This window comes from Mesorhizobium temperatum (assembly GCF_002284575.1).
Taxonomy (GTDB): Bacteria; Pseudomonadota; Alphaproteobacteria; order Rhizobiales; family Rhizobiaceae; genus Mesorhizobium; species Mesorhizobium temperatum.
Map to the genome: position 1 here is coordinate 106,496 of NZ_NPKJ01000068.1, position 23,428 is coordinate 129,923.

Annotated in this window: 24 protein-coding genes; 7 read left to right on the plus strand and 17 right to left on the minus strand. The window is 63.2% G+C overall.

Going from position 1 to position 23,428, the window contains the following annotated elements:
• Positions 1–15: 15 nt before the first annotated feature.
• Positions 16–813: a hypothetical protein gene (locus CIT26_RS26860; RefSeq protein WP_095495372.1), complete on the plus strand. Its 798-nt coding sequence runs from the start codon at positions 16–18 to the stop codon at positions 811–813.
• A 497-nt stretch (positions 814–1,310) separates the two neighbouring features.
• On the opposite strand, the gene ftsH is transcribed toward CIT26_RS26860, so the two are convergent.
• From ftsH to ybgC, 9 genes are all read right to left on the minus strand, one after another.
• Positions 1,311–3,239 (minus strand): ATP-dependent zinc metalloprotease FtsH, encoded by a 1,929-nt coding sequence (ftsH, locus tag CIT26_RS26865; protein ID WP_065011263.1) that lies wholly within the window; start codon positions 3,237–3,239, stop codon positions 1,311–1,313.
• 105 nt (positions 3,240–3,344) lie between these two features.
• Complete coding sequence (gene tilS, locus CIT26_RS26870) at positions 3,345–4,736, minus strand: tRNA lysidine(34) synthetase TilS (RefSeq protein WP_095495373.1); 1,392 nt, start codon at positions 4,734–4,736, stop codon at positions 3,345–3,347.
• A 21-nt stretch (positions 4,737–4,757) separates the two neighbouring features.
• On the minus strand, positions 4,758–5,846 hold the full coding sequence (gene ybgF / locus CIT26_RS26875; RefSeq protein WP_095495374.1) for a tol-pal system protein YbgF: 1,089 nt from the start codon (positions 5,844–5,846) through the stop codon (positions 4,758–4,760).
• Positions 5,847–6,049: 203 nt separating this feature from the next.
• Positions 6,050–6,556 (minus strand): peptidoglycan-associated lipoprotein Pal, encoded by a 507-nt coding sequence (gene pal / locus CIT26_RS26880; protein WP_029348860.1) that lies wholly within the window; start codon positions 6,554–6,556, stop codon positions 6,050–6,052.
• A gap of 267 nt (positions 6,557–6,823) precedes the next feature.
• Complete coding sequence (gene tolB / locus CIT26_RS26885; RefSeq protein WP_245319594.1) at positions 6,824–8,107, minus strand: Tol-Pal system beta propeller repeat protein TolB; 1,284 nt, start codon at positions 8,105–8,107, stop codon at positions 6,824–6,826.
• A gap of 68 nt (positions 8,108–8,175) precedes the next feature.
• Positions 8,176–9,333, minus strand: a complete 1,158-nt coding sequence (gene tolA, locus CIT26_RS26890) for a cell envelope integrity protein TolA (RefSeq protein ID WP_095495376.1) — start codon at positions 9,331–9,333, stop codon at positions 8,176–8,178.
• Positions 9,334–9,340: 7 nt separating this feature from the next.
• Positions 9,341–9,799, minus strand: a complete 459-nt coding sequence (gene tolR / locus CIT26_RS26895; protein WP_095495377.1) for a protein TolR — start codon at positions 9,797–9,799, stop codon at positions 9,341–9,343.
• A 9-nt stretch (positions 9,800–9,808) separates the two neighbouring features.
• Complete coding sequence (gene tolQ, locus CIT26_RS26900) at positions 9,809–10,519, minus strand: protein TolQ (RefSeq protein ID WP_023799988.1); 711 nt, start codon at positions 10,517–10,519, stop codon at positions 9,809–9,811.
• A 294-nt stretch (positions 10,520–10,813) separates the two neighbouring features.
• Complete coding sequence (gene ybgC / locus CIT26_RS26905) at positions 10,814–11,287, minus strand: tol-pal system-associated acyl-CoA thioesterase (protein ID WP_095495378.1); 474 nt, start codon at positions 11,285–11,287, stop codon at positions 10,814–10,816.
• Between the two features lie 134 nt (positions 11,288–11,421).
• Here ybgC and CIT26_RS26910 point away from each other — a divergent pair, with 134 nt between their 5' ends.
• Positions 11,422–12,672, plus strand: a complete 1,251-nt coding sequence (locus CIT26_RS26910; protein WP_095495761.1) for a glycoside hydrolase family 5 protein — start codon at positions 11,422–11,424, stop codon at positions 12,670–12,672.
• Between the two features lie 3 nt (positions 12,673–12,675).
• On the opposite strand, the gene CIT26_RS26915 is transcribed toward CIT26_RS26910, so the two are convergent.
• The 6 genes from CIT26_RS26915 to CIT26_RS26940 form a co-directional block, all read right to left on the minus strand.
• On the minus strand, positions 12,676–13,584 hold the full coding sequence (locus CIT26_RS26915) for a metallophosphoesterase (RefSeq protein WP_095495379.1): 909 nt from the start codon (positions 13,582–13,584) through the stop codon (positions 12,676–12,678).
• 124 nt (positions 13,585–13,708) lie between these two features.
• A complete protein-coding gene (gene ruvB / locus CIT26_RS26920) occupies positions 13,709–14,746 on the minus strand; it encodes a Holliday junction branch migration DNA helicase RuvB (RefSeq protein ID WP_095495380.1) in 1,038 nt (345 codons plus the stop codon).
• Positions 14,747–14,789: 43 nt separating this feature from the next.
• Positions 14,790–15,410: a Holliday junction branch migration protein RuvA gene (gene ruvA / locus CIT26_RS26925; RefSeq protein ID WP_095495381.1), complete on the minus strand. Its 621-nt coding sequence runs from the start codon at positions 15,408–15,410 to the stop codon at positions 14,790–14,792.
• A 10-nt stretch (positions 15,411–15,420) separates the two neighbouring features.
• Positions 15,421–15,930 carry a crossover junction endodeoxyribonuclease RuvC gene (ruvC, locus tag CIT26_RS26930; RefSeq protein WP_095495382.1) on the minus strand — a complete coding sequence of 170 codons (510 nt, stop codon included), beginning with the start codon at positions 15,928–15,930 and terminating at the stop codon, positions 15,421–15,423.
• Between the two features lie 232 nt (positions 15,931–16,162).
• Positions 16,163–16,693: a protease adaptor protein RcdA gene (rcdA, locus tag CIT26_RS26935; protein ID WP_095495383.1), complete on the minus strand. Its 531-nt coding sequence runs from the start codon at positions 16,691–16,693 to the stop codon at positions 16,163–16,165.
• A gap of 364 nt (positions 16,694–17,057) precedes the next feature.
• Positions 17,058–17,462 carry a heme-copper oxidase family protein gene (locus CIT26_RS26940; protein ID WP_095495384.1) on the minus strand — a complete coding sequence of 135 codons (405 nt, stop codon included), beginning with the start codon at positions 17,460–17,462 and terminating at the stop codon, positions 17,058–17,060.
• Between the two features lie 345 nt (positions 17,463–17,807).
• On the opposite strand from CIT26_RS26940, the gene CIT26_RS26945 reads away from it, so the two are divergent.
• On the plus strand, positions 17,808–18,359 hold the full coding sequence (locus CIT26_RS26945) for a DUF2269 family protein (protein WP_095495385.1): 552 nt from the start codon (positions 17,808–17,810) through the stop codon (positions 18,357–18,359).
• Positions 18,360–18,415: 56 nt separating this feature from the next.
• On the opposite strand, the gene CIT26_RS26950 is transcribed toward CIT26_RS26945, so the two are convergent.
• Positions 18,416–19,186: a sulfite exporter TauE/SafE family protein gene (locus tag CIT26_RS26950; protein ID WP_095495386.1), complete on the minus strand. Its 771-nt coding sequence runs from the start codon at positions 19,184–19,186 to the stop codon at positions 18,416–18,418.
• 112 nt (positions 19,187–19,298) lie between these two features.
• Entirely contained in the window at positions 19,299–19,757 is a 459-nt protein-coding gene (locus CIT26_RS26955; protein WP_095495387.1) for an Lrp/AsnC family transcriptional regulator, read from the minus strand.
• Positions 19,758–19,894: 137 nt separating this feature from the next.
• On the opposite strand from CIT26_RS26955, the gene CIT26_RS26960 reads away from it, so the two are divergent.
• The 4 genes from CIT26_RS26960 to efp all read left to right on the plus strand — a co-directional run bounded on the left by CIT26_RS26960 (position 19,895) and on the right by efp (position 23,385).
• On the plus strand, positions 19,895–20,830 hold the full coding sequence (locus CIT26_RS26960; protein ID WP_095495388.1) for a DMT family transporter: 936 nt from the start codon (positions 19,895–19,897) through the stop codon (positions 20,828–20,830).
• A 134-nt stretch (positions 20,831–20,964) separates the two neighbouring features.
• On the plus strand, positions 20,965–21,612 hold the full coding sequence (locus tag CIT26_RS26965; protein WP_095495389.1) for a thiamine phosphate synthase: 648 nt from the start codon (positions 20,965–20,967) through the stop codon (positions 21,610–21,612).
• 46 nt (positions 21,613–21,658) lie between these two features.
• Positions 21,659–22,645, plus strand: a complete 987-nt coding sequence (locus CIT26_RS26970) for a tetratricopeptide repeat protein (RefSeq protein ID WP_167391562.1) — start codon at positions 21,659–21,661, stop codon at positions 22,643–22,645.
• Between the two features lie 173 nt (positions 22,646–22,818).
• On the plus strand, positions 22,819–23,385 hold the full coding sequence (efp, locus tag CIT26_RS26975; protein WP_023800001.1) for an elongation factor P: 567 nt from the start codon (positions 22,819–22,821) through the stop codon (positions 23,383–23,385).
• Positions 23,386–23,428: the final 43 nt, after the last annotated feature.

A 23,428-nucleotide genomic window follows, 5' to 3' on the forward strand; every position in this document is an offset into this window, starting at 1 on the left:
AAGGGAGAAGACTCAATGCTCATCCATCGACTTGCCGCTTTGACGGGTCTTGCCGTCGCGACTTTATTCCTGGCGGCGCCCGCCAATGCACTGACCATGGCCGAATGCAGCACCAAGTATAACGCGGCAAAGGATGCCGGAACACTTGGCGGGCAGAACTGGAACCAGTTCCGCAACGCAGAATGCGTCACCGAGGCCGTCACAACCGACGCCACGCCAGCCACGGCGGACACCACCAGCGCTGCAGCTACCGATGCGGCACCGGGCCTGGCGGCGAAAGAATGCAGCACCAAATACCGGTCTGCAAAAGCCGCCGGCACGCTGAACGGCATGAAGTGGAATGACTTCCGCAAGAGCGAATGCGCCGCCGGCGCCACCGCGACGGTGGAACCCGCTGCAGCGACGACCAAGGCAGCGGCAACTGCCAACGCAGGCAGCGGCCTCAGCAGGGCGGATTGCAGCGCCAAATATCAGGCGGCCAAGACCGGCAACACGCTGAACAGCATGAAGTGGAACGACTTCCGGATGAGCCAGTGCGGTGCCGGTGCTTCCGACGACGACACCGTACCGGCAGCCGATCAGGCAAGCCTCACCAGCCACCCGGAAACGCCGACCCTCATCGCTCCCGAGGGTGTGACGTTTCCGAAGGCGGTCTCCAACAAGTATAGCAGCGAATCCCCGGCCAAGGCCCGCATGCACACTTGCCGCGACCAATATCACGCCAACAAGGAGGCCAATGCGCTGGGCGGCCTCAAGTGGATCCAGAAGGGCGGCGGATTCTACAGCCTGTGCAATGCCGCGCTGAAGAGCTGATCGGCAGCAGCATCTGAAGACAGAAAGGCCCGCGAACCGCAAGGTTCGCGGGCTTTTTGTTGCCGGTGGCGGCGGACGGTCCTGCGGGCGCCGGCGAAGCCACTGCCAATCTCCCCTTTGACGGGGAGATTGGCAGGACAGAGGGGAAGGATCGCGGCATCATTCCAGCTTGGGTTCCTCGCCCCCACGAGAGTGGGGGAGAGGTGGCTCGGCGAGGCCGAGACGGAGAGGGGGACCTGCGCCCTACGAAGCCCCCTCTCCGGCCGCTTCGCGGCCACCTCTCCCCCGCTTTGCGGGGGCGAGGAACCCAGGTCTTGAGAGGTCGGCCGGACAGCGCGCCCCTCGTAACTCACCATTTGCCGAATCCAGTTGTGGGAGCGGATGCGATGTGGGGGTGAACGGCTTTCGCGCCGTGATCGGCTGTCGGCAACCTCCTGAACAAAAAACGCCGCGGTTCGAGCCGCGGCGTTTTCGAAATCAATCTCCTGAGCCGGACCCTAGCTTGACGGCTGAGGCTCCATGCCACCTTCGGGCTCCGGGCCCTTCTTGCGGCGGCTGCCGGACTTAGGCACGGCCGAGCCACGGCTCGGAGGCGTGTCGTCGCCGAGATCGCGAGCGGGCTTGTGGCCGGCGATCAACTGCTTGATCTCCTCGCCGGACAGCGTCTCGTATTCCAAAAGCCCCTGCGCCAGCGCGATCCATTCCTTCTTCTTCTTGGTCAGGATGGATTTCGCCGTCGAATAGGCCTCGTCGATCAGCCGGCGCACTTCGGCGTCGATGATCTGCGCCGTCTCTTCAGAGACGTTCTGCGTGCGCGCCACCGAATGGCCGAGGAAGACCTCTTCCTGGTTATCGCCATAGGCGACATGGCCGAGCTTGTCGGAGAAGCCCCAGCGCGTGACCATGGCGCGTGCCAGCTTGGTTGCCTGCTCGATGTCCGAGGAGGCACCCGAGGTGATGTTCTCCTTGCCGAACTTGAACTCCTCGGCGACGCGGCCACCCATCATGATGGCGAGGCGCGAGATCATGTATTTGTAGCTCATCGAATAACGGTCGCCTTCCGGCAGCTGCATGACCATGCCAAGCGCCCGGCCACGCGGGATGATGGTCGCCTTGTGCAGCGGATCGGCCGACGGCACGTTCAGCGCCAGGATGGCGTGGCCGGCCTCGTGATAGGCCGTGAGTTCCTTCTCGGCCTGGGTCATGGCCGACGAGCGGCGCTCGGCGCCCATCATGATCTTGTCCTTGGCGTCCTCGAACTCGGCCATGGTGACAAGGCGCTTGTTGCGCCGCGCCGCCATCAGGGCGGATTCGTTGACGAGGTTCATCAGGTCGGCGCCGGAAAAGCCCGGCGTGCCGCGTGCGATCACCTTGAGGTCGACATTCGGCGCCAGCGGCACGTTGCGCACATGCACCTTCAGGATCTTCTCGCGGCCGACGATGTCGGGATTCGGCACCACCACCTGGCGGTCGAAACGGCCGGGCCTGAGCAGCGCCGGGTCGAGCACGTCCGGCCGGTTGGTAGCGGCGATCAGGATGATGCTTTCGTTGGATTCGAAGCCGTCCATCTCGACCAGCAACTGGTTCAGCGTCTGCTCGCGTTCATCGTTGCCGCCGCCGAGGCCGGCGCCGCGATGGCGGCCGACCGCGTCGATTTCGTCGATGAAGATGATGCAGGGCGCATTCTTCTTGGCCTGGTCGAACATGTCGCGGACGCGGCTGGCGCCAACGCCGACGAACATCTCGACAAAGTCCGAGCCGGAAATGGTAAAGAACGGCACGTTGGCCTCACCGGCGACCGAACGGGCAAGCAGCGTCTTGCCGGTTCCGGGAGGGCCGACGAGCAGCACGCCGCGCGGGATCTTGCCGCCAAGCCGCTGGAACTTCTGCGGATCACGCAAAAATTCGACGATCTCTTCCAGATCTTGCTTGGCTTCGTCGACGCCGGCGACGTCCTGGAAGGTGACGCGGCCGTGCGCTTCGGTCAAAAGCTTGGCCTTCGACTTGCCGAAACCCATGGCGCGGCCGGAGCCGGACTGCATCTGGCGCATGAAGAATATCCAGACTCCAAGGATGAGGATCATCGGCAGCCAGGAGATAAGATAGCCGAACAGCGAATTGGAACCGTCGGATTCGGGGCGCGCGTTGATGGTGACGTTCTTGTCCTGGAGTCTCGAAACCAGCGACGGATCACCCGGCGAATAGGTCTGGAAGCCGGTAGAGGTGTCGGTATAGGTGCCCGAGATGCGGGCACCCGCTATGGTCACCGTCTTGACCCGACCGGCCGCGACATCCTGCAGGAACTGCGAATAGGGGACATCGCTCGCTGCTCCGCGCGTCTGCGGCGTCTGGAACAGATTAAAGAGAGCGATGAGCAGGACCGCTATGATCGCCCAGAGCGCGAGATTGCGATAATTCGGATTCATCAATTGTCCCGTTGGCGTCCGCTGGCGGACACGCGTCGTGAGAGGAAACTTGGGTCTAACATAGGGATGGCGCCTTCCCTTGCCAAGCAGAACAGCATGTCGCGGTTAAGCTTTCGCCCATGAATAACCGGCAGTGTGGCCGCGGAAAGGCGTGGCAGGAAGAAGCGGCGCGCCGATCAGTGCGGCGACTGTTCCGGCCGGCGCCAGGTCGAAGGACGGCAGGAAGCGGGCAAAGGGCGCGACCACCGCGCATACCGCCATTCGTGGCAAGACCGGTCTGTCCTGCGCCAGGCTAACGGATTCGCCAAGATGTTCACTTGAGCGCCACAGCACCGGCTCGGCCGCCAGAGCCGCGCGGACAAGGCTTGGCGGCGTGCCGTCTTCGGCAATTGCCAGTTTTGCGGCACGAGCCGCGCCGAGCGGCGCGATCAGAAATGCACCTGGCTCGTCGCCCAATGTGATCCTCCGGCGGCCATCCCAGAGGGCATTGTCCACGGCAGGAGCAGCGGGCGGCAGGTTGCGGGTTTCGCGACGCAGGAAGATGCCGGCACGCCGTGCATCGACCACCGTCCGCGACAATGTGGCGCAAAATGGCGGGGTCCTCAGCCGGTTGAGCAGCGCCTCGCTGCGAACCTGGTCGGGCAGAAAGGCAACGCCGCCGACAGTCGCCAGCAGGATGCGCAGCGCATAGACGGCCGCCGGTTCGTCGCCGGCCGTCGCAAAACCCGGATCGAGACGGATAAGGCCATCGGCGGGGCTGCTGGCAAAGCCACGGATCAGCGCGGCGGCGCGATGGCCAAGCTGTTCGCGCTCCACCGCAGCCCGCGCGGCCAGCGCCACCGCATCTTCCACGCGCTGCGCACCATTGCCGTCGGCAAGCGCTGCGCGGATTCGCGGCCGCTCGAAAGCCTCGTCTTCATTGGTCGGGTCTTCGGCCCAGCCGACATTTGCGCGCCGCAGGAATTCGCGCAGCGCCGCACGTCGTGTGCCGAGAAGCGGCCGTGCGATCCAGATCCGCCAGTCGTAAAGGGTTGCAGGCGCCATGCCGGCAAGGCCTCGCCTCTCTTCGCGTGCCCCATTGCCGCGCGCGTGCCGCATCAGCACGGTCTCGGCCTGGTCGTCGGCAGTGTGGCCGGTCAGGATCAGGCCGATACCTTCCGCCTGCGCTGCCTCGGCCAGCAGCCGGTAGCGGGCTTCTCGCGCAGCAGCCGGCAGGCCGGTCGACGGCTTGCGCCCGGACCAGACCAGGATGCGGTGGGCAACGCCGCGCCCGGCACAAAGCCTGGCCACGGCTTGCGCTTCCGCTGCTGAGCCCGGCCGCAGACCGTGATCGATCGTCACGGCCAGCAATTTCGTTGCCGGCGCGGTACGGTCGAGGTGATCTTTAAGGAGAAGGAGAAGGGCGGTCGAGTCGCTGCCGCCGGACACGGCCGCAACAGCGCCGTTCGTAAAATCGATCTGCGAAAAAACCGAAAGGTCAGGCTCGGTTTCGAGCATCAATGCATGTCGCCCAAAAAACTAGCACGCCGCGAGCGCCCTTTCCTGCTTGACGCGTTCCTTGAGCGTGCCGGAAACGTTGGGATAGCGCTTGCCGATCTCGCCGAAAGTGGCGCAGGCCACGTCGCGCTGGTTCAAGCCGACCAGCGAGACACCGAGCTTCAGCAGCATGTCGGGAGCCTTCTTGGCCTTCGGATAGTCCTTGCTGGCGGCGAGGAAAGTCTCGGCCGCATCGCGGTATTTCTGCTGGCCGAGCAGCGACTCACCCAGCCAGTAATGGGCGTCCGCCGCCTTGGCGTCCTTGGGGAAGCGGGCGATGTGGTCGCGAAAACCCTGTTCGGCAGTGCTGTAGTCGCCCGACAGGATGAATTGGTAGGAGTTGCGGTAAAGCTCCTCCGGGTCGTCGGTGGCGGGCAGCGCCGCAACCACCGTATCGTCGGACTTGCCAGCCTGCGTGCCAGCGGCTTGGTCGCCGACGGCTTGGCCACCGGGGACGGGGGCGGTGTTCTGCGCCGGTGCATGTGCCTGCGTGTTGCCGTCGGCGTCTATCACATTGCCGTTCTTGTCGACAGTGATGGTGCCGAACGTCTTCGGCGGCGTGCCCGGGATCACCGCGCCGGGTTCACCCGTCGGCGATTCGACGATAACCTCCCCGCTCTGGTCGCCGGCTGGCGGTGTGCCCGCATCGGCCGGCGCGTGCGTCGCCGGAGCCTCGGCGACGCTGCTGTCGGTGTTGGTGGTCGCGTCCGACTTCTTCTGCTCGGCTGGTTGCTGCGCGCCTTGCGAGCCGCCTTCCAGCTGCTGGAAGCGGAACTCGTTGTCTTCCTGCTGCTTGCGGATCTGCTCCTGCATCTGCAGCACCTGGAAGTTGAGCTCCTCAATCTTGCCGTTCATTTGCCGGAGTTGTTCCTCCAGCGCGGTAGTGCCGGTGCCATCCTGTGCAAATTGAACCTGATCCGGTTTCTTTTTTTCACCGAAAATGCCGAGCGTCGGCAGGCGGAAGGAAAAACCGCTTTTTTCTGCACCTTGCTCATTGCCGATTGCCGGGGCAGCGACGCTTGATACGAGCAGCAGCGCAAGCGTGCCGCTCAAGACCGATCTGAAATGCATGTGCCTCTCGCCGTGAAATTGTTTGCCTGTTGCATGCCTTTCGATCGGAGTGGGACCGTCAGGCGCCTCGGCTCTTAGCAGGACGGCAGGACTTCGGCCAAATTTTGTTTCAAGTCTCATATCCGGGCGTCGGACATGAAAAAGGCGGCCGCGGCCGCCTTTCGCATATATGTGTTGCATTTCTGCCGATCAGGAATTGCCGATCAAGAACCGGCGCCGCTGATCGTGGTGACGGCGCGGCGGTTCTGCGACCAGCAGGAGATGTCGTCGCAAACCGCGACCGGACGCTCCTTGCCGTAGGAAATGGTCTTCAGGCGCTGGGCGGAAACACCCCTGGCGACGAGAAAGTCGCGGGTGGCGGCGGCACGGCGGGCGCCGAGCGCCAGATTGTATTCGCGCGTGCCGCGCTCGTCGGCATGGCCTTCGATGACGATGGCATACTGCCTATACTGGTTCAGCCACTGCGCCTGGCGCGAAAGCGTCGTCTGCGCGTCGGCGCGGATCGAGGACGAATCCGTGTCGAAGAAGATGCGGTCGCCGATGTTGACGGTGAAGTCCTGGGCCGAACCGGGCGTTGCCGCTCCGGCGCCGCTGAGACCGAGATCGGCGGCGCTGTTCGGGGTTTTTTTCGAAGCGCAACCGGCGATGGCGAGCGACGCCACCAGCGCGATCATCACCGGGTTTCTGGTAAGTGCTGCGATACGGCCCATGCCGCCTCTCCTTCGCAATTCGAGTGATTTCGTTGATCGTCCAGTAACCACGTTTGGGTTAACCGGCGTTCAAGAAACACGGTTAAAATTTGGTTTCGGCTGCCGTCCGCAGCCGTTTTGCCAGTGGGCCCACCAGAGAGGGCTATCCGAAGGGCAACAATGCGCGCGGACCGTAGGCGGAAATGCGGCTAAAACGCGACCAAGCCGTGGAAAGGAGCGAATTGAAGAGTTGAGGAATCCCGTTTCTTCATCTCTCCAATTCCTCACTTACTCGAGCAGCGGCGACCAGGCCGGGTCCGAAGCGAAATTCGCCGTCGGGATCGACTGTTCGTTGCGGCCGGTGAGATCGACCGAAACGAGTTTCGGCCCGCCGGCCGAATCGCGGAAGAACATCAGCACCCGGCCGTTGGGCGCCCAGGTCGGCCCCTCCTGCTGGAAGCCGGTTGAAAGGATGCGCTCGCCCGAACCGTCGACGCGCATGACGCCGATCTGGAACTCGCCGGCGGTCTGCTTGGTGAAGGCGATGAGATCGCCGCGCGGCGACCACACCGGCGTCGAATAGACACCATCGCCGAAGGAGATGCGGGTCTGGCCCGAACCGTCGGCGCCCATCACATAGATCTGCGCGCGACCGCCGCGGTCGGAGGTGAACACCACCTTGCTGCCATCCGGCGAATAGGACGGCGAGGTGTCGATGGCCGTCGAATTGGTGAGCCTGGTCGTCGAGCGGCTCCTCAAATCCATGGCGAAGATGTTGGAATTGCCGTCGTCGCGCAGCAGGCTCATGATCACCTTCTGGCCGTCGGGCGAGAAGCGCGGCGCAAAGGTCATGCCGGGAAAGTCGCCGACCAGTTCGCGCTGCCCGGTCTCGATCTGCAGCAGATAGACCTTCGGCTGGCCGCTTTCATAGGACATGTAAGTGATTTCCTGCCGGTTTGGCGAGAAACGCGGGGTCAGCACGATCGACCTGCCGTCCGACAGGTAGCGGATGTTGGCACCGTCCTGGTCCATGATGGCGAGGCGCTTCTTGCGCGCGTTCTTTGCACCCGATTCGTCGATGAAGACGACGCGCGTGTCGAAATAGCCCTTCTCGCCGGTCAGCCGCTCATAGATGGCGTCGGCGATGATGTGGGCGACGCGCCTCGTGTTGGCGTCGTTGGCGAAGAACTGCTCGCCCGACATCTGCTGGCCGGCAAAGGTGTCCCACAGCCTGTACTGGGCACGGACGCGGCCATCGGCCTCCTTGCTGACGCTGCCGGTGACCAGCGCCTGGGCGTTGATCACTTTCCAGTCCTCGAAGCGAGGCGTGGCATCCGGGTTCGAGATTTTTTCGATGAAGGCGCTCTTGTCGATCGGCGCGAACAGGCCGGAGCGTTTCAGGTCAGCGCTGACGATGCCGGAAATCTCCGCGCCCAACGCATCGCCACCCTGGAAATCGGTGATGGCGATCGGCAGCGGCTCGACATTGCCTTTGTTGACGTTGAGCTCAACGAGTGCCCTCGCCGGCAAGGTGGCGGCGGCAGTCATGCCCAGCGCCATCGCTACGATCATCAGGAGCGGCTTGAGGATGAATTTCATGTCTTCTCGCTTCTCTTTAATGATTCTACGGGGCGCCGGGCCTACAGGCCCAGCATCTCCCTCGGATCGAACGTGACCCGGACGTCGGCCCAGATGTCTTGTTTGCCTGCGGGAACCTGCAGGCCGGCCACATCGCATTTCTGAACCGCGCGCACGGCACTTTCGTCGAACGGGCGGTTGCCGCTCGACTTTTCGACAGATGGCCGTCCGTCCAGCTTGCCGGAGGCGTCGAGATTGAACCTGACTACAACGATGAAATTCTCCGAACCCTCGAGCCCTACCGGCAGGGTCCAGCAACCACCGAGCTGTGCCTCCAACGCGCCCTGCTCCGACCTCGAGAGCTTCTGGCCCTGATCCTTGTCCCCACCGAGCGATGCCTGCTGGGTCGAGCGCTTGGCGCCGCCGCCGGACGGCTTCCGCTTGTCGAGCAGCGCCGAAATCTCGTCGGCGTTGAACTGCTTGTCTTCAGATTTCGGCTTGGATGAGGCTTCCTTGACCGGCTTGTCGGCGTCCTTGCGCTCGGGCGCCTTGGCGCTTTCGGCCTGAGCCGGCTGCGGCTTCGGCCGCGCCTGCGGGGCGGGCGCAGAGTCCGGAAGCTGCGTCGTCTCGGTGGGCGGCTCCTTGGCAATGGCCTCGGCGACGGCGTCCGGCTTGACCTCAGGCTGCGGGTCGATGGCGGCGGTCTTGTCCTGCGGCGGCGTCGGCGCCGGCTCCTTGGCCGGTGTCGGCTCCGGCTCCGCCTGCTTGACCGGCTCGGGCTTGACCTCTTCCTTCGGCTGCGGCACCGGAGCGACCTCGGTCGCCGGAACAGGCTTCGGCTGCTCCTTCGGCTTCGGCACGTCCTCGGGCTTTGGCTTCTCTTTCGGCGTCGGTGCGGGCGGTGGCGCTTCTGCCAGATCGACCGGCTTGGGCTTGGGCTCCGGCGTCGGCGGCTTGTCGGTATCGACGCTGTTCTCGCCGACCGTCTGCGCGTCGGCCACGATGTCCGGGCGCTGGGTCGGCAATGGCGCCGGCTTTTCACTCACCGCAGCCTTCTTGTCGCCTTGCTGTATCTGCGCGATCGCTTCCATCGGCACAATTTCGACCGCCAGCGACTCGGCATCAGACGCCGGCAATGCAGCCGGCCCCGACAGTGTGAACAGGCCGAAGCCGATCACGACCGCGTGCAAGATCACCGATGTGGTGAGGCCGGTCCTCATCTTGCGTCTATTGATCCTGTTCCTGCAGTGAAACCAGGCCGATATTCTTGTATCCGGCGGCCGAAATCCGGGCCATCACCTTCATCGCCGTGCCATAGTCGGTGGACTTGTCGCCGCGGATGAAGATGCGCTCATCATAGCCGGTCTTCGAAACCGCCTGCAGCTTCGCCACCAGCTCCTCAACCGGGATTTCGGTCTCCTGGAGATAGATCTGGCCGGCGGAGTTGATGGAGACGGTGATCGGCTGCGTGTCGACATTCATCGCCTTGGCCTGGGTGTCCGGCAGGTCGATCGGCACGCCGACCGTGAGCAAGGGCGCCGCGACCATGAAGATGATCAACAGCACCAGCATCACGTCGACCATCGGCGTGACGTTGATTTCCGATATCATCGCGTGATGGCGGCCGCGCCGCCTGTGGCCGCGACCACCGCGTCCCCCGCCACCCGCGCCTACAGACATTCCCATGATTGTTCCTCAGGTCTTCTGCGCGACTTTTTCATCGATTTGGCGCGAGAGTATGGCGGAGAACTCGTCCGCGAACCCCTCCATGCGCACGGCGATCTTGCTCGCGTCCGACGACAGCTTGTTGTAGGCGATGACGGCGGGGATGGCCGCGAGCAGGCCTATTGCCGTGGCCAGCAGCGCCTCGGCAATGCCGGGTGCGACCACCGACAGGCTGGTATTCTTGGACGCGGCGATCGCCTGGAACGAGGTCATGATGCCGATGACGGTGCCGAACAGGCCGATGAAGGGCGCCGCCGAGCCGGTGGTGGCGAGAAAGCCAAGCCGTCCTTCCAGCTTTTCCATTTCGCGGGTCAGCGCCAGGTCCATCGCCTTGTCGATGCGGGTCTGCAGGCCAAGCGGCGATTTCGCGCCCTTCTCGAAGCTCTTCTTCCATTCGCGCATGGCGGCGACGAAAATGGCGCCCATGCCTGACGTCTTGCGGTCGGCGAGCGTGCGGTAGAGCTCTTCCAGCGACTGCCCCGACCAGAACACCTGTTCGAAGCGATTGAGCGCGAGCCGCATGCGGCCATAGGCGACGAGCTTGTCGACGATGATCGCCCAGGTCCAGATTGAGGCGCAGAGCAGCCCGATCATGACCAGCTTGACCACCCAGCCGGCCTGCGTGAACAGCGCCCAAATCGACAAATGCGCGCCCGGTTCGGCGAGTGCGATATTTTCCATGGTTACGTCCTTAAGAATTTTCCGGGCACGGCTGGCGGCTGGCCCATGGGCATCCCTTGTGATCCGTTCGCGCAACGCTTGCGGAATAACCCCAAAATGCACCGCTGGCGGCGTTTTCGGGGCAAATCTTGGTGAAAGGAAGGCGCTGGATTCTCCAATCTTCACCACCCTCTTCATGAACCGTTATGGTTAAGGATGGGTTAGGACGGACAGCGCGGCGCATTGCCGCGCCTTGGGCGCGCCGCCTGGCATCGTCGGCGGATCATCGGCGTCAGTAACTTACCGATTTTGAACTTACCGGTTTGTCTTGGGCATGAAGGCTGCGATCCATTCCTTCGGAAAACGTCTTGGCCGGCCGTTCTCGCCGATAATCGCCGCCTCGACCCGCGCCTCGACCAGCACCTCGCTGCCGCGCTTCAACTGCTGAGCCATGAAGATGCGGGCGCCCGAAATGTCCTCGGTGCGCGTTTCGATGGTCAGGATGTCGTCCATGCGGGCGGATCCACGGAAGTCGATCTCCATACGCCGCACCACCCAGATTATTTTTTCGCCATGCTTGCCCTCGGCAAGCTCGGTGTGATGGACGCCGGCAAGCCTGAGATAATCGGAACGGCCGCGCTCGAAAAATTCGAGATAGCGCGCGTGGTAGACGACGCCGGAGAAATCGGTGTCGGCATAATAGACCCGTGCCATCAGCCGGTGGCCGAATTCCGTCAGCGCGCCGGAGAGCCCGGCGCAGAGCGTCGCCGATTCACCATGATCGTCCATTGCGCTTTCCTTTTCGGGCCTGACCGGGCACCTGAAGCGCGACGCGCTTTAGGTGGTTGTTTCCGTGCGGTGTCGTTGTCCCAAACCGCTACACACTTTTTGGGCGACACGCATTAGCTTGGCGCATGAACCCGATGGCACTGTTGACGGCGATGATCAAGACCTTGATGGCGGCGCTGCTTGTGCTGGTCGCGCTGGCGCTGCCGGGCCTGGCGGCGACCTTTTCGATGAAGCGCGGCCTCAACCTCGACCAATGGACGACCTGGCCGGGCGAGGACAAATGGGGCGACCGGCGGGCAATCCTGCCCTATCCGGAATGGCGCAAATTCCTCAACGACGATGACCTTAAGGCGCTGAAGAGCGCCGGCTTCGATTTCCTGCGCATGCCGGTCGACCCGTCGCCGTTCCTGTCCAGCCAGACGCTGGCGCTGCGCGACGATCTCTATGCCAGCGTGCTGGACTCGGTGCGCATGATCAATCGCGCCGGACTGAAAGTGATCGTCGACATGCATCTGATCCCCAGCGGCAGCAGCCGCAAGATCGGCATGGGCGAGGTGATGGACGACCCGAAGGTGCTCGATGCCTATGTCGAAGTGGTGCGCAAGATGGCGCGCACGCTGGCCGATGAGGATCCGCGCCAAGTCGCTTTCGAGCCGATGAACGAGCCGGTCGTCGACTGTGACGCCGACGGCACCGGCCTCTGGCCGGAGCGCCAGCAAAAACTGTTCGCGGCGGCGCGTTCGTCGGCCACCAAGCTCAGCCTGATCCTGACCGGCGCCTGCTATTCCAATGCGGCATCGCTGGCAAAGATCGATCCAAAGGCGATCCCGGACGACAACATCATCTGGACCTTTCATTCCTACGAGCCGTTCCTGCTGACCCATCAGGGCGCGACCTGGGCCGGCGACTTCATCCCTTATGTGACCGGCCTGCCCTATCCGCTCAACGCCGTCCCGCGCGCCCAGCTCGATGCTGCGCTCGATACGATCCGCGCAAGGATCAAGGTCGAGGCGCCATGGACGCGGCAGAGCGGCCTGCTTGCCTATCTCGACGAGCAGGTCGCCAGCATCGACACGGATGAGAAGCTGCGCGAGACGATGGATGCGCCATTCACCAGGGTCGAGGCCTGGGCAAAGGCCAACGGCATCAAGCCGGAGAACATAATGCTTGGCGAATTCGGCATGATCCGCCAGGAATACGGCAATCCCTACGTGATGCCGGCCGAATACCGCGCCGCCTATGTCAGGAACATGGTAGCGCGCGCGGAAGCCCATGGCTTTGCATGGTCGGTCTGGAGCTATGGCGGCGCCTTCGGCATCGTCGAGGCGTTTGATGGCGACAAGGCCGAGCCGGATGTGATGGACGTGGTCAAGTCACTTCATTGACGGTCAGGCTGAACCCAGTTCGATCGAAAGAATCTCTGGGCGCATCCCAAAACGCACCGGCAGAATGCTGAAACCGAGCCCTCCGGAGACGATCAGGTTCCGGTTCTCCTCCACGACATGGCCATAGGCAAAACGGTTGCCGAAGCGGGATGGCACAACCGGAGAATAGCCGAACAGCCGCACCTGTCCGCCATGGGTATGGCCCGAAAGAGTCAACGATACCCGTGACGGGACTTTCGGGAATATGTCCGGCTCATGTGCGAGCAGGATAACGGGAGCCTTGTCGCTCACCCTTGCCAGCGTGCCACGCAGATCGTCCAATCCTTTGAATCTGCTGCGGCCCCAGGCTTTGCCCGGCCGCAGCGCAAGTTGGTCCGCAAGTCCGGCGACCCAGAAGTTATGCCCGTCCTTTTCGAGGCGAACTGCGTCGTTTTCCAGGACCGGGATGCCGGCGCGCTCGAGCGCCCTGCGCGCCACCGTCGGCCCGAACCCGGCCTTCTGCGCGGAAAGGTCCTCCCACCAGTCGTGATTGCCAAGGATTGACCACACGCCGAGCGGCGCCCTCAGGCCGGACAAGGCCGGCGCCCATTCGGAGGAATCCACCCAGTCCGTAACCAGGCGTGTGCCGGCTGCATAGTCACCAAGCAGGACAATCAGATCCGGCTGCAGGGTGTTCGCCCGTTCGGCAAGCGACCTAATCCGCTCCGGCGTCATCCATGGCCGGCAAGCATGAATATCGGCGAGGGCGACAACCCGAAGCCGCAATCCCGCAGGCCAGTTTGGCGGCGTCAATGAATAGCGCTTTACATGCGTCAGCAACATCGGCTCGAGGCCAACCGCATAAGCGCTGAGCGACACCGCCGATAAGAAGGAACCGCCGATGAGGCGCAGGAAGCCACGTCTGGTGATCATCGCTCAACTCCGTCCTTCGTGGGACGGTCCCACAGCGCGAAGCGTTAGAGCCCGCAAATGCGCCGGCAAGCTGACCAGGATTAGGAGATTTTGCGCAGGAGTGAAGCCGCAAGGCGGCGCGTCGCTATTCTTCCTGGAACAGGCTGATCTGCTGCTGCGCCAGGTCCATCGGCGCATCGAGGCCGAGATGCCGCCAGGCATTGGCGGTCAGCACGCGGCCGCGCGGCGTGCGCTGAATAAAACCCTGCTGGATCAGATAGGGCTCGATGATGTCCTCGATGGCGTCGCGCGGCTCGGAAAGCCCTGCCGCGATGGTCTCGATGCCGACCGGCCCGCCGCCAAAATTCCGCGCGATCATCGAGAGATAGCGGCGGTCGAGCGCGTCGAGGCCGAGCGCATCGACCTCGAGCCGCGTCAGCGCCTCGTCGGCGATCTGGCGGTCGACATGACCGTCGCCGGCGACGGAGGCAAAATCGCGCACGCGGCGCAACAGCCGGCCGGCGATGCGCGGCGTGCCGCGCGCGCGCCGTGCGATCTCCAGCGCGCCATCGTCGCCGAGCGGCATCGCAAGGATGCGGGCGCCGCGCCGCACGATCTGCTCCAGTTCCTCGACCGAGTAGAAATTGAGACGGACCGGGATGCCGAAGCGGTCGCGCAGCGGGTTGGTCAAGAGGCCGAGCCGGGTGGTTGCGGCGACCAGGGTGAAACGGGCTAGGTCGATCTTGACCGAGCGCGCCGCCGGCCCTTCGCCGATGATCAGGTCGAGCTGGAAATCCTCCATCGCCGGATAGAGGATCTCCTCGACCGCCGGGTTGAGCCGGTGGATCTCGTCGATGAACAGCACGTCGCGATCTTCGAGATTGGTGAGCAATGCTGCGAGATCGCCGGCCTTGGCGATGACCGGGCCGGAGGTCGAGCGGAAATTGACGCCGAGCTCGCGCGCCATGATCTGCGCCAGCGTCGTCTTGCCGAGGCCGGGCGGGCCGACGAACAGCACGTGGTCGAGCGCCTCGCTGCGGCCCTTGGCGGCCTCGATGAACACTTTGAGATTGGCCCGCACCGCCGCCTGGCCGACGAAGTCGCCGAGCGTCTGCGGCCGCAAGGTCTGCTCGGCATCCTCGCCGCGCTTGTCGGGAGCAATGAGGCGTGGCGAAAGGCTCATGCCGCCTTCCTTGCACAGGGCAGGGAGCGGGACAAGCGTAGACTCACCGCGCCAGTTCCTTCAGCCCGAAGCGGATCAGCTTCGACGCATCGGCGTCCTCGCCGGCGTTTTTCAGCGCCGCCGCCACCGCGTTGGCTGCGATATCGCGCGAATAGCCGAGATTGACCAGCGCCGAGACGGCGTCGGTGATCGGCGCCGGTGCGACGCCTTCGCCGAGTTCCTGCTTCAGGCCGATGGTGCCGGAGGCAGTGCCCGCATAGGCTGGCGCCTTGTTCTTCAGTTCGGTGACGATGCGCTCGGCCACCTTCTTGCCGACGCCCGGCGCGCGGCTGACCATGGCAATATCACGCAGCGCGATGGCATTGGCCAGATCGGCCGGCGCCAGCGTCGACAGAATGGCCAGCGCCACCTTGGCGCCGACGCCCTGCACATTGCTCATCAACAGTCGGAACCACTCGCGCTCCAGCACCGACTGGAAACCGTAGAGCCGCAGCATATCCTCGCGCACATAGGTCTCGATGAACAGCACCACCGCCTCGCCGGGTGCCGGCAAAGCGGCCAGCGTGCGCGCCGAGCAGTGGGCGACATAGCCGACGCCGTGCACGTCGATGATGCAGAAATCCTCGTCGATCTCGTCCAGCGTGCCTTTGAGCTTGCCGATCATGTGTGGTCCCTCATGCCAGCGCCGCCATCCTATAGGCAACACTCTGCCGGTGGTGCGCGTGGCAGATGGCAATGGCCAGCGCGTCGGCGGCATCGTCGGTGTCGAACGTCGCCTTCGGCATCAGCACCTTGACCATCATGTGGATCTGTTTCTTGTCGCCATGGCCGACGCCGATCACCGCCTTCTTGACGGCGTTGGGCGCATATTCGGCAACGACCAGACCTGCCAGCGCAGGCACCAGCATGGCGATGCCGCGCGCCTGCCCAAGCTTCAGCGTCGCGGCCGCATCCTTGTTGACGAAAGTCTGCTCGACCGCCGCCTCGTGCGGCATGGCGGTATGCAGGATCTCGGCAAGCCCATCATGCAACTGGCAAAGCCGTGTCGCCAGCGCCGCCTTGTCGTCGGAACGCACCGTGCCGGAGGCGACGAAGCGCAGCGAATTGCCGATGCTCTCGACGATGCCCCAGCCGGTACGCCTCAGCCCCGGATCGATGCCGATGATGCGAATCGTTTCCCCCATTCGCCGAGTCTACCCTTGATGGACAGCGATGCCAGCGAAATGTGAACAAACCAGAAACAGGTTCTGGCTACGTCCAGGAGAGCTTCTGAGAGACTGTTTCGAAAGTCGCTCCGGCGACTCATATGGTGGTGGTTTCGAGAACCGGAGCGCAGCGGACATTTGGGTCCGTGAGCACCGGAAGCGCAGAAAACGCCATCAGATGGCCGCCGGAGTAGAGTTTCCAAACAGTCTCTTAGCCGCGGGCAAAAGCCGTGTTCAGCAGCGTGATCTGGTCGGAAACCGGATTGACGCGGCGGCCGGATGGCGACACGTCGGCCACGGCGCTGCCGTAGATTTCCTCGTCCATGCGACGCACCAGCGCCTGCAGGCGCAGCGAGCGGTTGACGAGGTCAAGAAAATCTTTGGGCAGTTCGACCCAGCCTGCGGCATCGTTGTTGGCGGAAGCGGTGTCGAGACGCACCTTGGATTTTTCGGAAGCAACCTGATCGCGGGTCATCTCGCCGGAATTCGCCGCGCGCTGCAAAAGCAGCCAGGAGGCGACCTGCATCAGCCTCGTGGTCAGTCGCATCGATTCGGCCGCATAGAGCGTCGCCGCCAGCCTGGACAGTTTCTTCGCCTCCGCCCGGCCCTTGCCGTCCAGATATTCGGCAGCCTGCTCGACCAGGCCCATGCCTTCCTGGTAAAGCGGCTTGAAGGATTGGGAGAAAACCCGGCGCTCCGCCAGCTTGATGGTTTTCGCGCTTCCCTTCGAAGAGTCGTTCATCGATACGCCCTGCACTTGCCTTACAGCCGGCCGAATCGGCGTCATCGCCGTCACGCCCTGCACCCTATATGACCGAGGCTTGAAAATGCGCTTCGGGGCGGGTGAAGGCAAGCACATGTTTAACAAACGGTTAACGGCGATGCACGCACCCGGGCAATCCGGATCGCGGACAAAAAAAGAGCCGCGGATAAGGCGGCTCTCAGGAGTTTAACAGGGAGGCGTCAAACAAAGTGGCTCCAACCACTCGGTAAGAATCCAGATCACTGGATGCACATAGTAAACGCCTGTAAAGCTTAATGAAGCCTTAACGGCGCGGATATTTTTTGAACAAGCGTCGCCCACCTGTGCCGTAACAGCACAATATTCAGGCCTTTTGAGCCTCAGGAAGCCGCTCGGCTTTCCACACCACCGGCAGCGCGATATAGGCGAACAGCAGCAATCCGGCGTAAAACCCCATCGAGGATATTGCCACCAGCGGCTCGATCGCCGGGTTGCCGGCAAGCATGATGTAAAGGCCGATCAACAGGCCGATGCCACTGATTGCCGTCAACCAGAAATGGACCGTGGCGAGCGTCTTTTGCCCGATTGCCGGAAACAAATGGTAGAAGAAGGCAAACACCGCCGACATCAGCCATCCGGCCACCATGATGTGGGCGTGGGTCGGCATCTGCGCATGATCTTTGCTGATCGCCATCTGAAGGCCGAGCGCCATCCCGACCAGTGCGTAGACGACGGCCAGCGTGAAGAAATTTCGTGCTACCTTTTGCATAGTATCCCCCGATTTGCCTTTTCCCGTCATGGGAATGGGTTGAGTTCAGGCGGTCGCCCGCCGCCGGGTCCCGGCATCGGCTCATTTGCATCGGCAATGTTTCTGGACGATGCCGCATGGCGCCCGACCCTTCCCGGCGTTGTCAGAATAGCAGGAAACAGCACGACGCGCTGGCGCAATTGTTGAACGGTCCCGTTACGGCCGTGTCTCATAGGACGTCGAAACAAAGCTGCCTCCCTCGCGACATCGTTCCGAAACAGGCGCCGCGCTAAACGCCCTCTCCTCGCAGCGAGATGGAGCAAATATGCGCCGCTCGCAGTCGTCAAATATCCAAGGAGGGGAACCATGGATTGGTACTCGATCATCAAATTTCTGCACGTCCTCTCGGCGATCCTCTGGGTCGGCGGCGGCTTCACGCTGATGGTGCTTGCGGTGCGCGCCGACCGCGCCGGAAACATCGAAGGCATGCTGCAGGCCATGCGCGCCACTGGCGAGCTGGGCAACAGGTTCTTCGCGCCGATGTCGATGCTGACGCTCGCCTTCGGCCTCATCATGTGCGGGTTCTGGGTCGGCTTCTCCGACCTGTGGATCCTGATCGGCCTTGCCGGCTACGCGACGAATTTCTGCATCGGCATGTTCATCTTCAAGCCGACCGCCGACCGCATGGCGGGGATGATCGCCAAGGACGGCGTCACGCCGGCGGCCCTCGCCCAGGGCCAGCGCATCCTCAACGCTGCACGCGTCGACTATTCGGTGATGCTGGTGATCATCGCCGACATGGTGCTGAAGCCGACCCTGAACGATGTCACCATCCTGGGCTGCATGGCGCTGGTCCTGACCACCGGAATTGCTCTCGCCCTCGGCGGAACGCGCCGGTTGGTGCCGAGCGCCGCCTGAAATCTGCCGTGACGCTGACGGCGGCTCGGCTGTCGGCAGCTTCCATGGCTGGCAATTTAGAGAAGGCCGGCAATCCCGTCCCACAGAAGCTTGACTGCGACGACCGCCACGGTTGCGTAGGTCAAGGGGTAGAACAGTTCCGGCCGCATCCGCCGGACCAGCCAGGCGCCGGCAATGGTCGAAAGCGGCGCCAGCGGTACCAGAACCGCCGACGCGGTCAGGTTGGTGGTGTCGAACTGTCCCAGCGCAAAATAGGGGATGAGCTTCAATGCGTTGGTGGCGGCAAAGAAGATTGCGGCGGTGCCCGACAGCACTTTCGGATCGAGCCGGATCGGCAGCGCGTAGACCTGAAAGGGCGGGCCGCCGACATGGGCGACGAAGCTGGTGAAACCGGCGACCGTCCCCCAGAAGGCGGCAGCCGCGCGGTTGGGCTCGGCCGAGTGGCCCGCACCGTGCCGCATCTGTAGAAAGACCCAGCGAAGCACAAAGATCATGGCCACCGCGCCGACGATCAGCCGCACCATTTCCGCTGTCACCAGTGCAGCGGTCAGCCAGCCGAGGCCGATGCCGATCACCGCCCCCGGCATCATGTCCGTAAGCATCTTGCGGTCGTAGACACCCCACCATGTCCACACCGAGACAATGTCCATCAGGCACAGTATAGGCAGCAGGATGGCAGCGGCCTGCACCGGCGGCATGGCCAGCGCCATCAGCGGCACGCCGACGAAGCCGACCGCACCGCCAAAGCCGCCCTTGGACAGACCGACCAGGATGACGGCTGGAATGGCGGCGGCATAGAACCAAGGATCGAGGAGAAGACCTGACATCGGCGGGGAGCAGTTGGAGGGAAAGCGTGTAGACGCTGGAATAGCCGATAAACCTTCGCGCCGCGACTGCAAATGTGCACACGATGCGATGCGTCGTGAGTGCTGACGCCTGTTACGGTTTTGAGATGGCGGTTGCGGCGAGCGGCGGTGGGCGCCTGCGGATCGGCTGCGCCTTGATAATGGCTGTGCTCGTTTCGGCCTTGTCGGCGATACGGTCGAGGAGCTTGTCGAGGTCGCCAATCGAGCGAACGAACAGCCGGGCAACAAAGCAGTCGTCGCCCGTCACCTTGTCGCATTCGCCAAACTCCGGAATCTCCTCGATCAGCTTCTGGACGATATGCAGCTTGCCTGGCAAAGGCCGGATGCGAACGATCGCCTGCAGCGTGTAGCCGAGCGCTTGGGGATCGATCTCGACAGTGAAGGCCCTGATAACGCCACGATCCTCCAGCCGACGCAGGCGTTCCGCGACGCTCGGCGACGACAGTCCTACCTGCTGGGCCAGTTCCTTCAACGAGGTTCGCGAATCCTTGATCAGGATTTCGAGAAGGCGTCGGTCCAGATCGTCCAGCATTTAACATTCCCAAGGAGAAAGGCCGTCATCACCTTATTTAATTAGGCACGACTGGCATATCACCTGGCGCAAATTATAGAAAGCGCCGATGCGGCATGGAATTATCAAACCATCAGCGTTTTCGAGAGGTAACCTTCATGGACAGTACGGTGCGCGGCACGATCGAAATGACGGCCGCAATGGCGATCCTCGGCACGATCGGATGGTTCGTCGTCATGTCGGGCGAGCCCATCATGGATGTCGTCTTCTGGCGCTGTGCCTTCGGCGCAATAACGCTGCTGATCATCTGCGCTGCCCTGGGGCTGCTGCGCGGCAGGCTGTCACTGCGCATCGTGGCGATCGCGGCCCTCGGCGGCGCGGCCATCGTCATCAACTGGTTGCTGCTGTTCAGCTCGTTTTCCCGCGCCTCGATCTCGATCGCCACGGCAGTCTACAACACCCAGCCCTTCATGCTGGTCGGCTTTGGCGCGCTCTTCTTCTCAGAGCGGCTGACCATGACAAAGCTGACCTGGCTTGGCATCGCCTTCGCCGGCATGCTGCTGATCGTGCAGGCCTCGCCTGATGTTGGCCCCAATACAGGCCCCAATACAGGCATAGGCAATGTCGGTACCGATTATTTTATTGGCATCGCGATGGCGCTGGGTGCAGCTTTCTTCTGGGGCGTCGCCGCCATCGTCACCAAGAAGCTCAAAGGCACGCCGCCGCACCTGATCGCCCTGATCCAGGTCTGCGTCGGCGTCGTCATGCTGGCACCCTTCGCCAACCTTTCCCACCTTCCCGCCGACGTGTGGAGCTGGAGCATGCTGGCGACGCTTGGCGTCGTCCATACCGGTCTGATGTACATCCTGATGTACGGCGCCATTCAGAAACTGCCGACGCATCTGCAGGGGTCGCTGTCCTTCATCTACCCTGTCGTCGCGATCCTGGTCGATGTCGTCGCCTTCGGCCACCGGCTGCATCCGGCGCAGATCGTCGGCGCCGCCGCCATCCTGGTCGCCGCCGCCGGCATGAATCTCGGCTGGACACTGTGGAAATCGAAAGCCCCAGCCGAGAGCACCCAGGCAATCAAGTGAGGCAAGAACGTCGCCGGACGACAATCCTGCGCCAATGATCCTGCCCCGCCCGCCTGTTCAAGGCCGGCACTTTGCTCTATGCCGCAATGCAACCATCTTCGCCCGGCATAGGCGAAAACCGGGATCGAAAACCAATGAACGACGCAACGCCTCCAAATCGCTGCCGCATCGTGCTGATCGCGCCACCCGGCGTGCCGGCTGAGCGCATCGGCGCGGCGTTCGAGGGCGGCGACGTCGCCTCGCTCATCCTGCCCGAAAACGGCATGGACGAGGCCTCCTTCCAGGCGTTCGCCGAACAGATCGTGCCGGCGGCGCAAGCGGCAGGCGTTGCCGTCGTCATTGCCGGCGACACCCGCATCGCCGGCCGCGTCCAGGCCGATGGCATCCATGTCGAGGTCGGCAAGGCCGAACTCGCCGAGACGATCGAACGTTTTCAGGCAAAAATGATGGTCGGCACCGGCGGCGCCAAGACCCGCGACGATGCGCTGGAACTCGGCGAGCTCAGGCCCGACTACATCTTCTTCGGCCGCTTCGGCTACGACAACAAGCCGGAGCCGCACCCACGCAACCTGTCGCTGGGGCAATGGTGGGCGGATGTGATCCAGATTCCCTGCATCGTCATGGCCGGGTCCGACATCGCTTCGGTGGAAGCGGTGGCTGCCACCGGCGCCGAATTCGTGGCGCTGTCCAGCGCCGTCTTTGCCGACGGCGTCGACCCAAAGATAGCAGTCGCTAGCGCCAATGCGCTGCTCGACGAAACCGCGCCACGTTTCGAGGACTGACGTGTCCGCCCGGACAATCCTATTCAGTGCTTTGCTTGCGGCGCTCATGGCGGAGGCCGCCATTGCGGAAACCGTCCCATTGCCGCAACCCAAGCCCGACATCGGTGCAAGCACGGACAAGCCGATCGCCACGCCGCTGCCGCAGCCCGCCACCACCGCCCCGCTGCCGTCGGCCGACGCCATTAATCCTGACCGCTTCGGTGCAAAGCCGTCGGATTCTGCCTATGGCGCCTTCCAGCGCGGCCTTTACAAGACGGCCTACAACCTCGCTTTGGTTCGCGCCCAAAACGGCGATCCGGCGGCGCAGACATTGATCGCTGAGATATTGTCGCGCGGTCTTGGCGTACCGGTCGACGCGGCGGAGGCGGCAAAGTGGTACGCGCTTGCCGCAGAGCAGGGCATACCGGAATCGCAATTCCAATATGCGCTGATGCTGCTCGACGGCCGCTACGTCAAGAAGGACGAGAAAGGGGCCTACGCGCTGATGCAGGCCGCCGCCGAGGCCGGCAACCGTCTGGCGCAGTTCAATTTCGCGCAGCTGCTGGTCCAGCAGGACCCCGGCGATGCCGGCATCGCAAAGGCGGTGTCCTATTATCAGCGCGCCGCCGCGACCGGCCTTGCCGACGCGCAATATGCGATGGCGCAGGTCTATGCCAATGGCGTCGGCGGCAAGCCGCGCGACGATGTCCAGGCGCGAGGCTTGCTGGCGCAGGCAGCACGGCAGAACTACGATACGGCGCAGATCGATCTCGCCGCCTGGATGATCGAGGGACGTGGTGGCGCCCGCGACCTCAAGTCCGGCTTCGGCTGGATGAAGCAGGCCGCCGAGGGCGGCAATGTCGCCGCCCAGAACCGCCTCGCCAAGCTTTACATGGGCGGCATCGGCACCGATCCGGATCCGATACTTGCCGGCGCCTGGTACGTTGTCGCCCGTCGCGCCGGGCTGATCGATCCGCAGATGGACGATTTTCTGCAGGGCCTGACCGACGACCAGACGAAGCAGGCGCTGCAGAAGGCCAACCGCCTGCCGTAGAGCGTCGCGGTCGGTGATTTATCTGGCAGCGGATGCTGACGAGGGGATGGCTCCGCCCCGTTCCCCCTTGCCCACTCCCCTCTTGCCCACTCTCTTGCCTCTCCTGGTGATTTGTGGTCTTGGAGGCGCCAAATCGCTTTCATCGCGAAAATCTCATTCCGGATCACATCATCATGGCCAAGATCAATGGCAACGAAATCCGTCCCGGCAACGTCATCGAGCATGATGGCGGCCTTTGGGTGGCGGTCAGAACCAACGCTGTCAAACCAGGCAAGGGCGGCGCCTATAACCAGGTCGAGTTGAAGAACCTGATCAACGGCACCAAGCTCAATGAGCGTTTCCGCTCCGCCGAAACCGTCGAACAGATCCGGCTGGAGATGAAGGATTTCTCCTTCCTCTACGAGCAGGGCGAAGCGCTGGTGTTCATGGACACCGAAAGCTACGAGCAGCTTGAACTGCAAAAGGATTTCGTCGGCGATCGCGCTGCCTTCCTGCAGGACGGCATGATGGTGACGGTCCAGCTCTATGACGAAAGGCCGATCGGCATTTCGCTGCCCGACCAGGTGACGCTGACCATCACCGAGGCCGATCCGGTGGTGAAGGGTCAGACGGCCGCCTCATCCTATAAGCCGGCGATGCTGGAAAACGGCATCCGCGTGCTGGTGCCGCCGTTCATCGGTTCGGGCGAACGTATCATCGTCGACACCAACGAAATCACTTACGTGCGCCGCGCCGACTAAGGCATGATCCCAAAAAGTTGCAGACTTTTTGGATAAGATCATG

What these genes read in the sequence shown, in the direction of transcription:
- pal (WP_029348860.1), bottom strand. Translation starts at nt 6,556, where the DNA reads ATGGGCCGTATCGCAGCACTTACCAGAAACCCGGTGATGATCGCGCTG.
- CIT26_RS26950 (WP_095495386.1), bottom strand. Translation starts at nt 19,186, where the DNA reads ATGTCAGGTCTTCTCCTCGATCCTTGGTTCTATGCCGCCGCCATTCCA.
- ybgC (WP_095495378.1), bottom strand. Translation starts at nt 11,287, where the DNA reads ATGGACGATCATGGTGAATCGGCGACGCTCTGCGCCGGGCTCTCCGGC.
- CIT26_RS26860 (WP_095495372.1), top strand. Translation starts at nt 16, where the DNA reads ATGCTCATCCATCGACTTGCCGCTTTGACGGGTCTTGCCGTCGCGACT.
- efp (WP_023800001.1), top strand. Translation starts at nt 22,819, where the DNA reads ATGGCCAAGATCAATGGCAACGAAATCCGTCCCGGCAACGTCATCGAG.
- CIT26_RS26970 (WP_167391562.1), top strand. Translation starts at nt 21,659, where the DNA reads ATGGCGGAGGCCGCCATTGCGGAAACCGTCCCATTGCCGCAACCCAAG.
- tolB (WP_245319594.1), bottom strand. Translation starts at nt 8,107, where the DNA reads ATGATCGTAGCGATGGCGCTGGGCATGACTGCCGCCGCCACCTTGCCG.
- ruvC (WP_095495382.1), bottom strand. Translation starts at nt 15,930, where the DNA reads ATGGGGGAAACGATTCGCATCATCGGCATCGATCCGGGGCTGAGGCGT.
- ftsH (WP_065011263.1), bottom strand. Translation starts at nt 3,239, where the DNA reads ATGAATCCGAATTATCGCAATCTCGCGCTCTGGGCGATCATAGCGGTC.
- CIT26_RS26945 (WP_095495385.1), top strand. Translation starts at nt 17,808, where the DNA reads ATGGATTGGTACTCGATCATCAAATTTCTGCACGTCCTCTCGGCGATC.
- CIT26_RS26910 (WP_095495761.1), top strand. Translation starts at nt 11,422, where the DNA reads ATGGCACTGTTGACGGCGATGATCAAGACCTTGATGGCGGCGCTGCTT.
- CIT26_RS26915 (WP_095495379.1), bottom strand. Translation starts at nt 13,584, where the DNA reads ATGATCACCAGACGTGGCTTCCTGCGCCTCATCGGCGGTTCCTTCTTA.
- CIT26_RS26965 (WP_095495389.1), top strand. Translation starts at nt 20,965, where the DNA reads ATGAACGACGCAACGCCTCCAAATCGCTGCCGCATCGTGCTGATCGCG.
- tilS (WP_095495373.1), bottom strand. Translation starts at nt 4,736, where the DNA reads ATGCTCGAAACCGAGCCTGACCTTTCGGTTTTTTCGCAGATCGATTTT.
- tolR (WP_095495377.1), bottom strand. Translation starts at nt 9,799, where the DNA reads ATGGGAATGTCTGTAGGCGCGGGTGGCGGGGGACGCGGTGGTCGCGGC.
- tolA (WP_095495376.1), bottom strand. Translation starts at nt 9,333, where the DNA reads ATGAGGACCGGCCTCACCACATCGGTGATCTTGCACGCGGTCGTGATC.
- rcdA (WP_095495383.1), bottom strand. Translation starts at nt 16,693, where the DNA reads ATGAACGACTCTTCGAAGGGAAGCGCGAAAACCATCAAGCTGGCGGAG.
- ruvB (WP_095495380.1), bottom strand. Translation starts at nt 14,746, where the DNA reads ATGAGCCTTTCGCCACGCCTCATTGCTCCCGACAAGCGCGGCGAGGAT.
- ruvA (WP_095495381.1), bottom strand. Translation starts at nt 15,410, where the DNA reads ATGATCGGCAAGCTCAAAGGCACGCTGGACGAGATCGACGAGGATTTC.
- CIT26_RS26955 (WP_095495387.1), bottom strand. Translation starts at nt 19,757, where the DNA reads ATGCTGGACGATCTGGACCGACGCCTTCTCGAAATCCTGATCAAGGAT.
- CIT26_RS26960 (WP_095495388.1), top strand. Translation starts at nt 19,895, where the DNA reads ATGGACAGTACGGTGCGCGGCACGATCGAAATGACGGCCGCAATGGCG.
- tolQ (WP_023799988.1), bottom strand. Translation starts at nt 10,519, where the DNA reads ATGGAAAATATCGCACTCGCCGAACCGGGCGCGCATTTGTCGATTTGG.
- CIT26_RS26940 (WP_095495384.1), bottom strand. Translation starts at nt 17,462, where the DNA reads ATGCAAAAGGTAGCACGAAATTTCTTCACGCTGGCCGTCGTCTACGCA.
- ybgF (WP_095495374.1), bottom strand. Translation starts at nt 5,846, where the DNA reads ATGCATTTCAGATCGGTCTTGAGCGGCACGCTTGCGCTGCTGCTCGTA.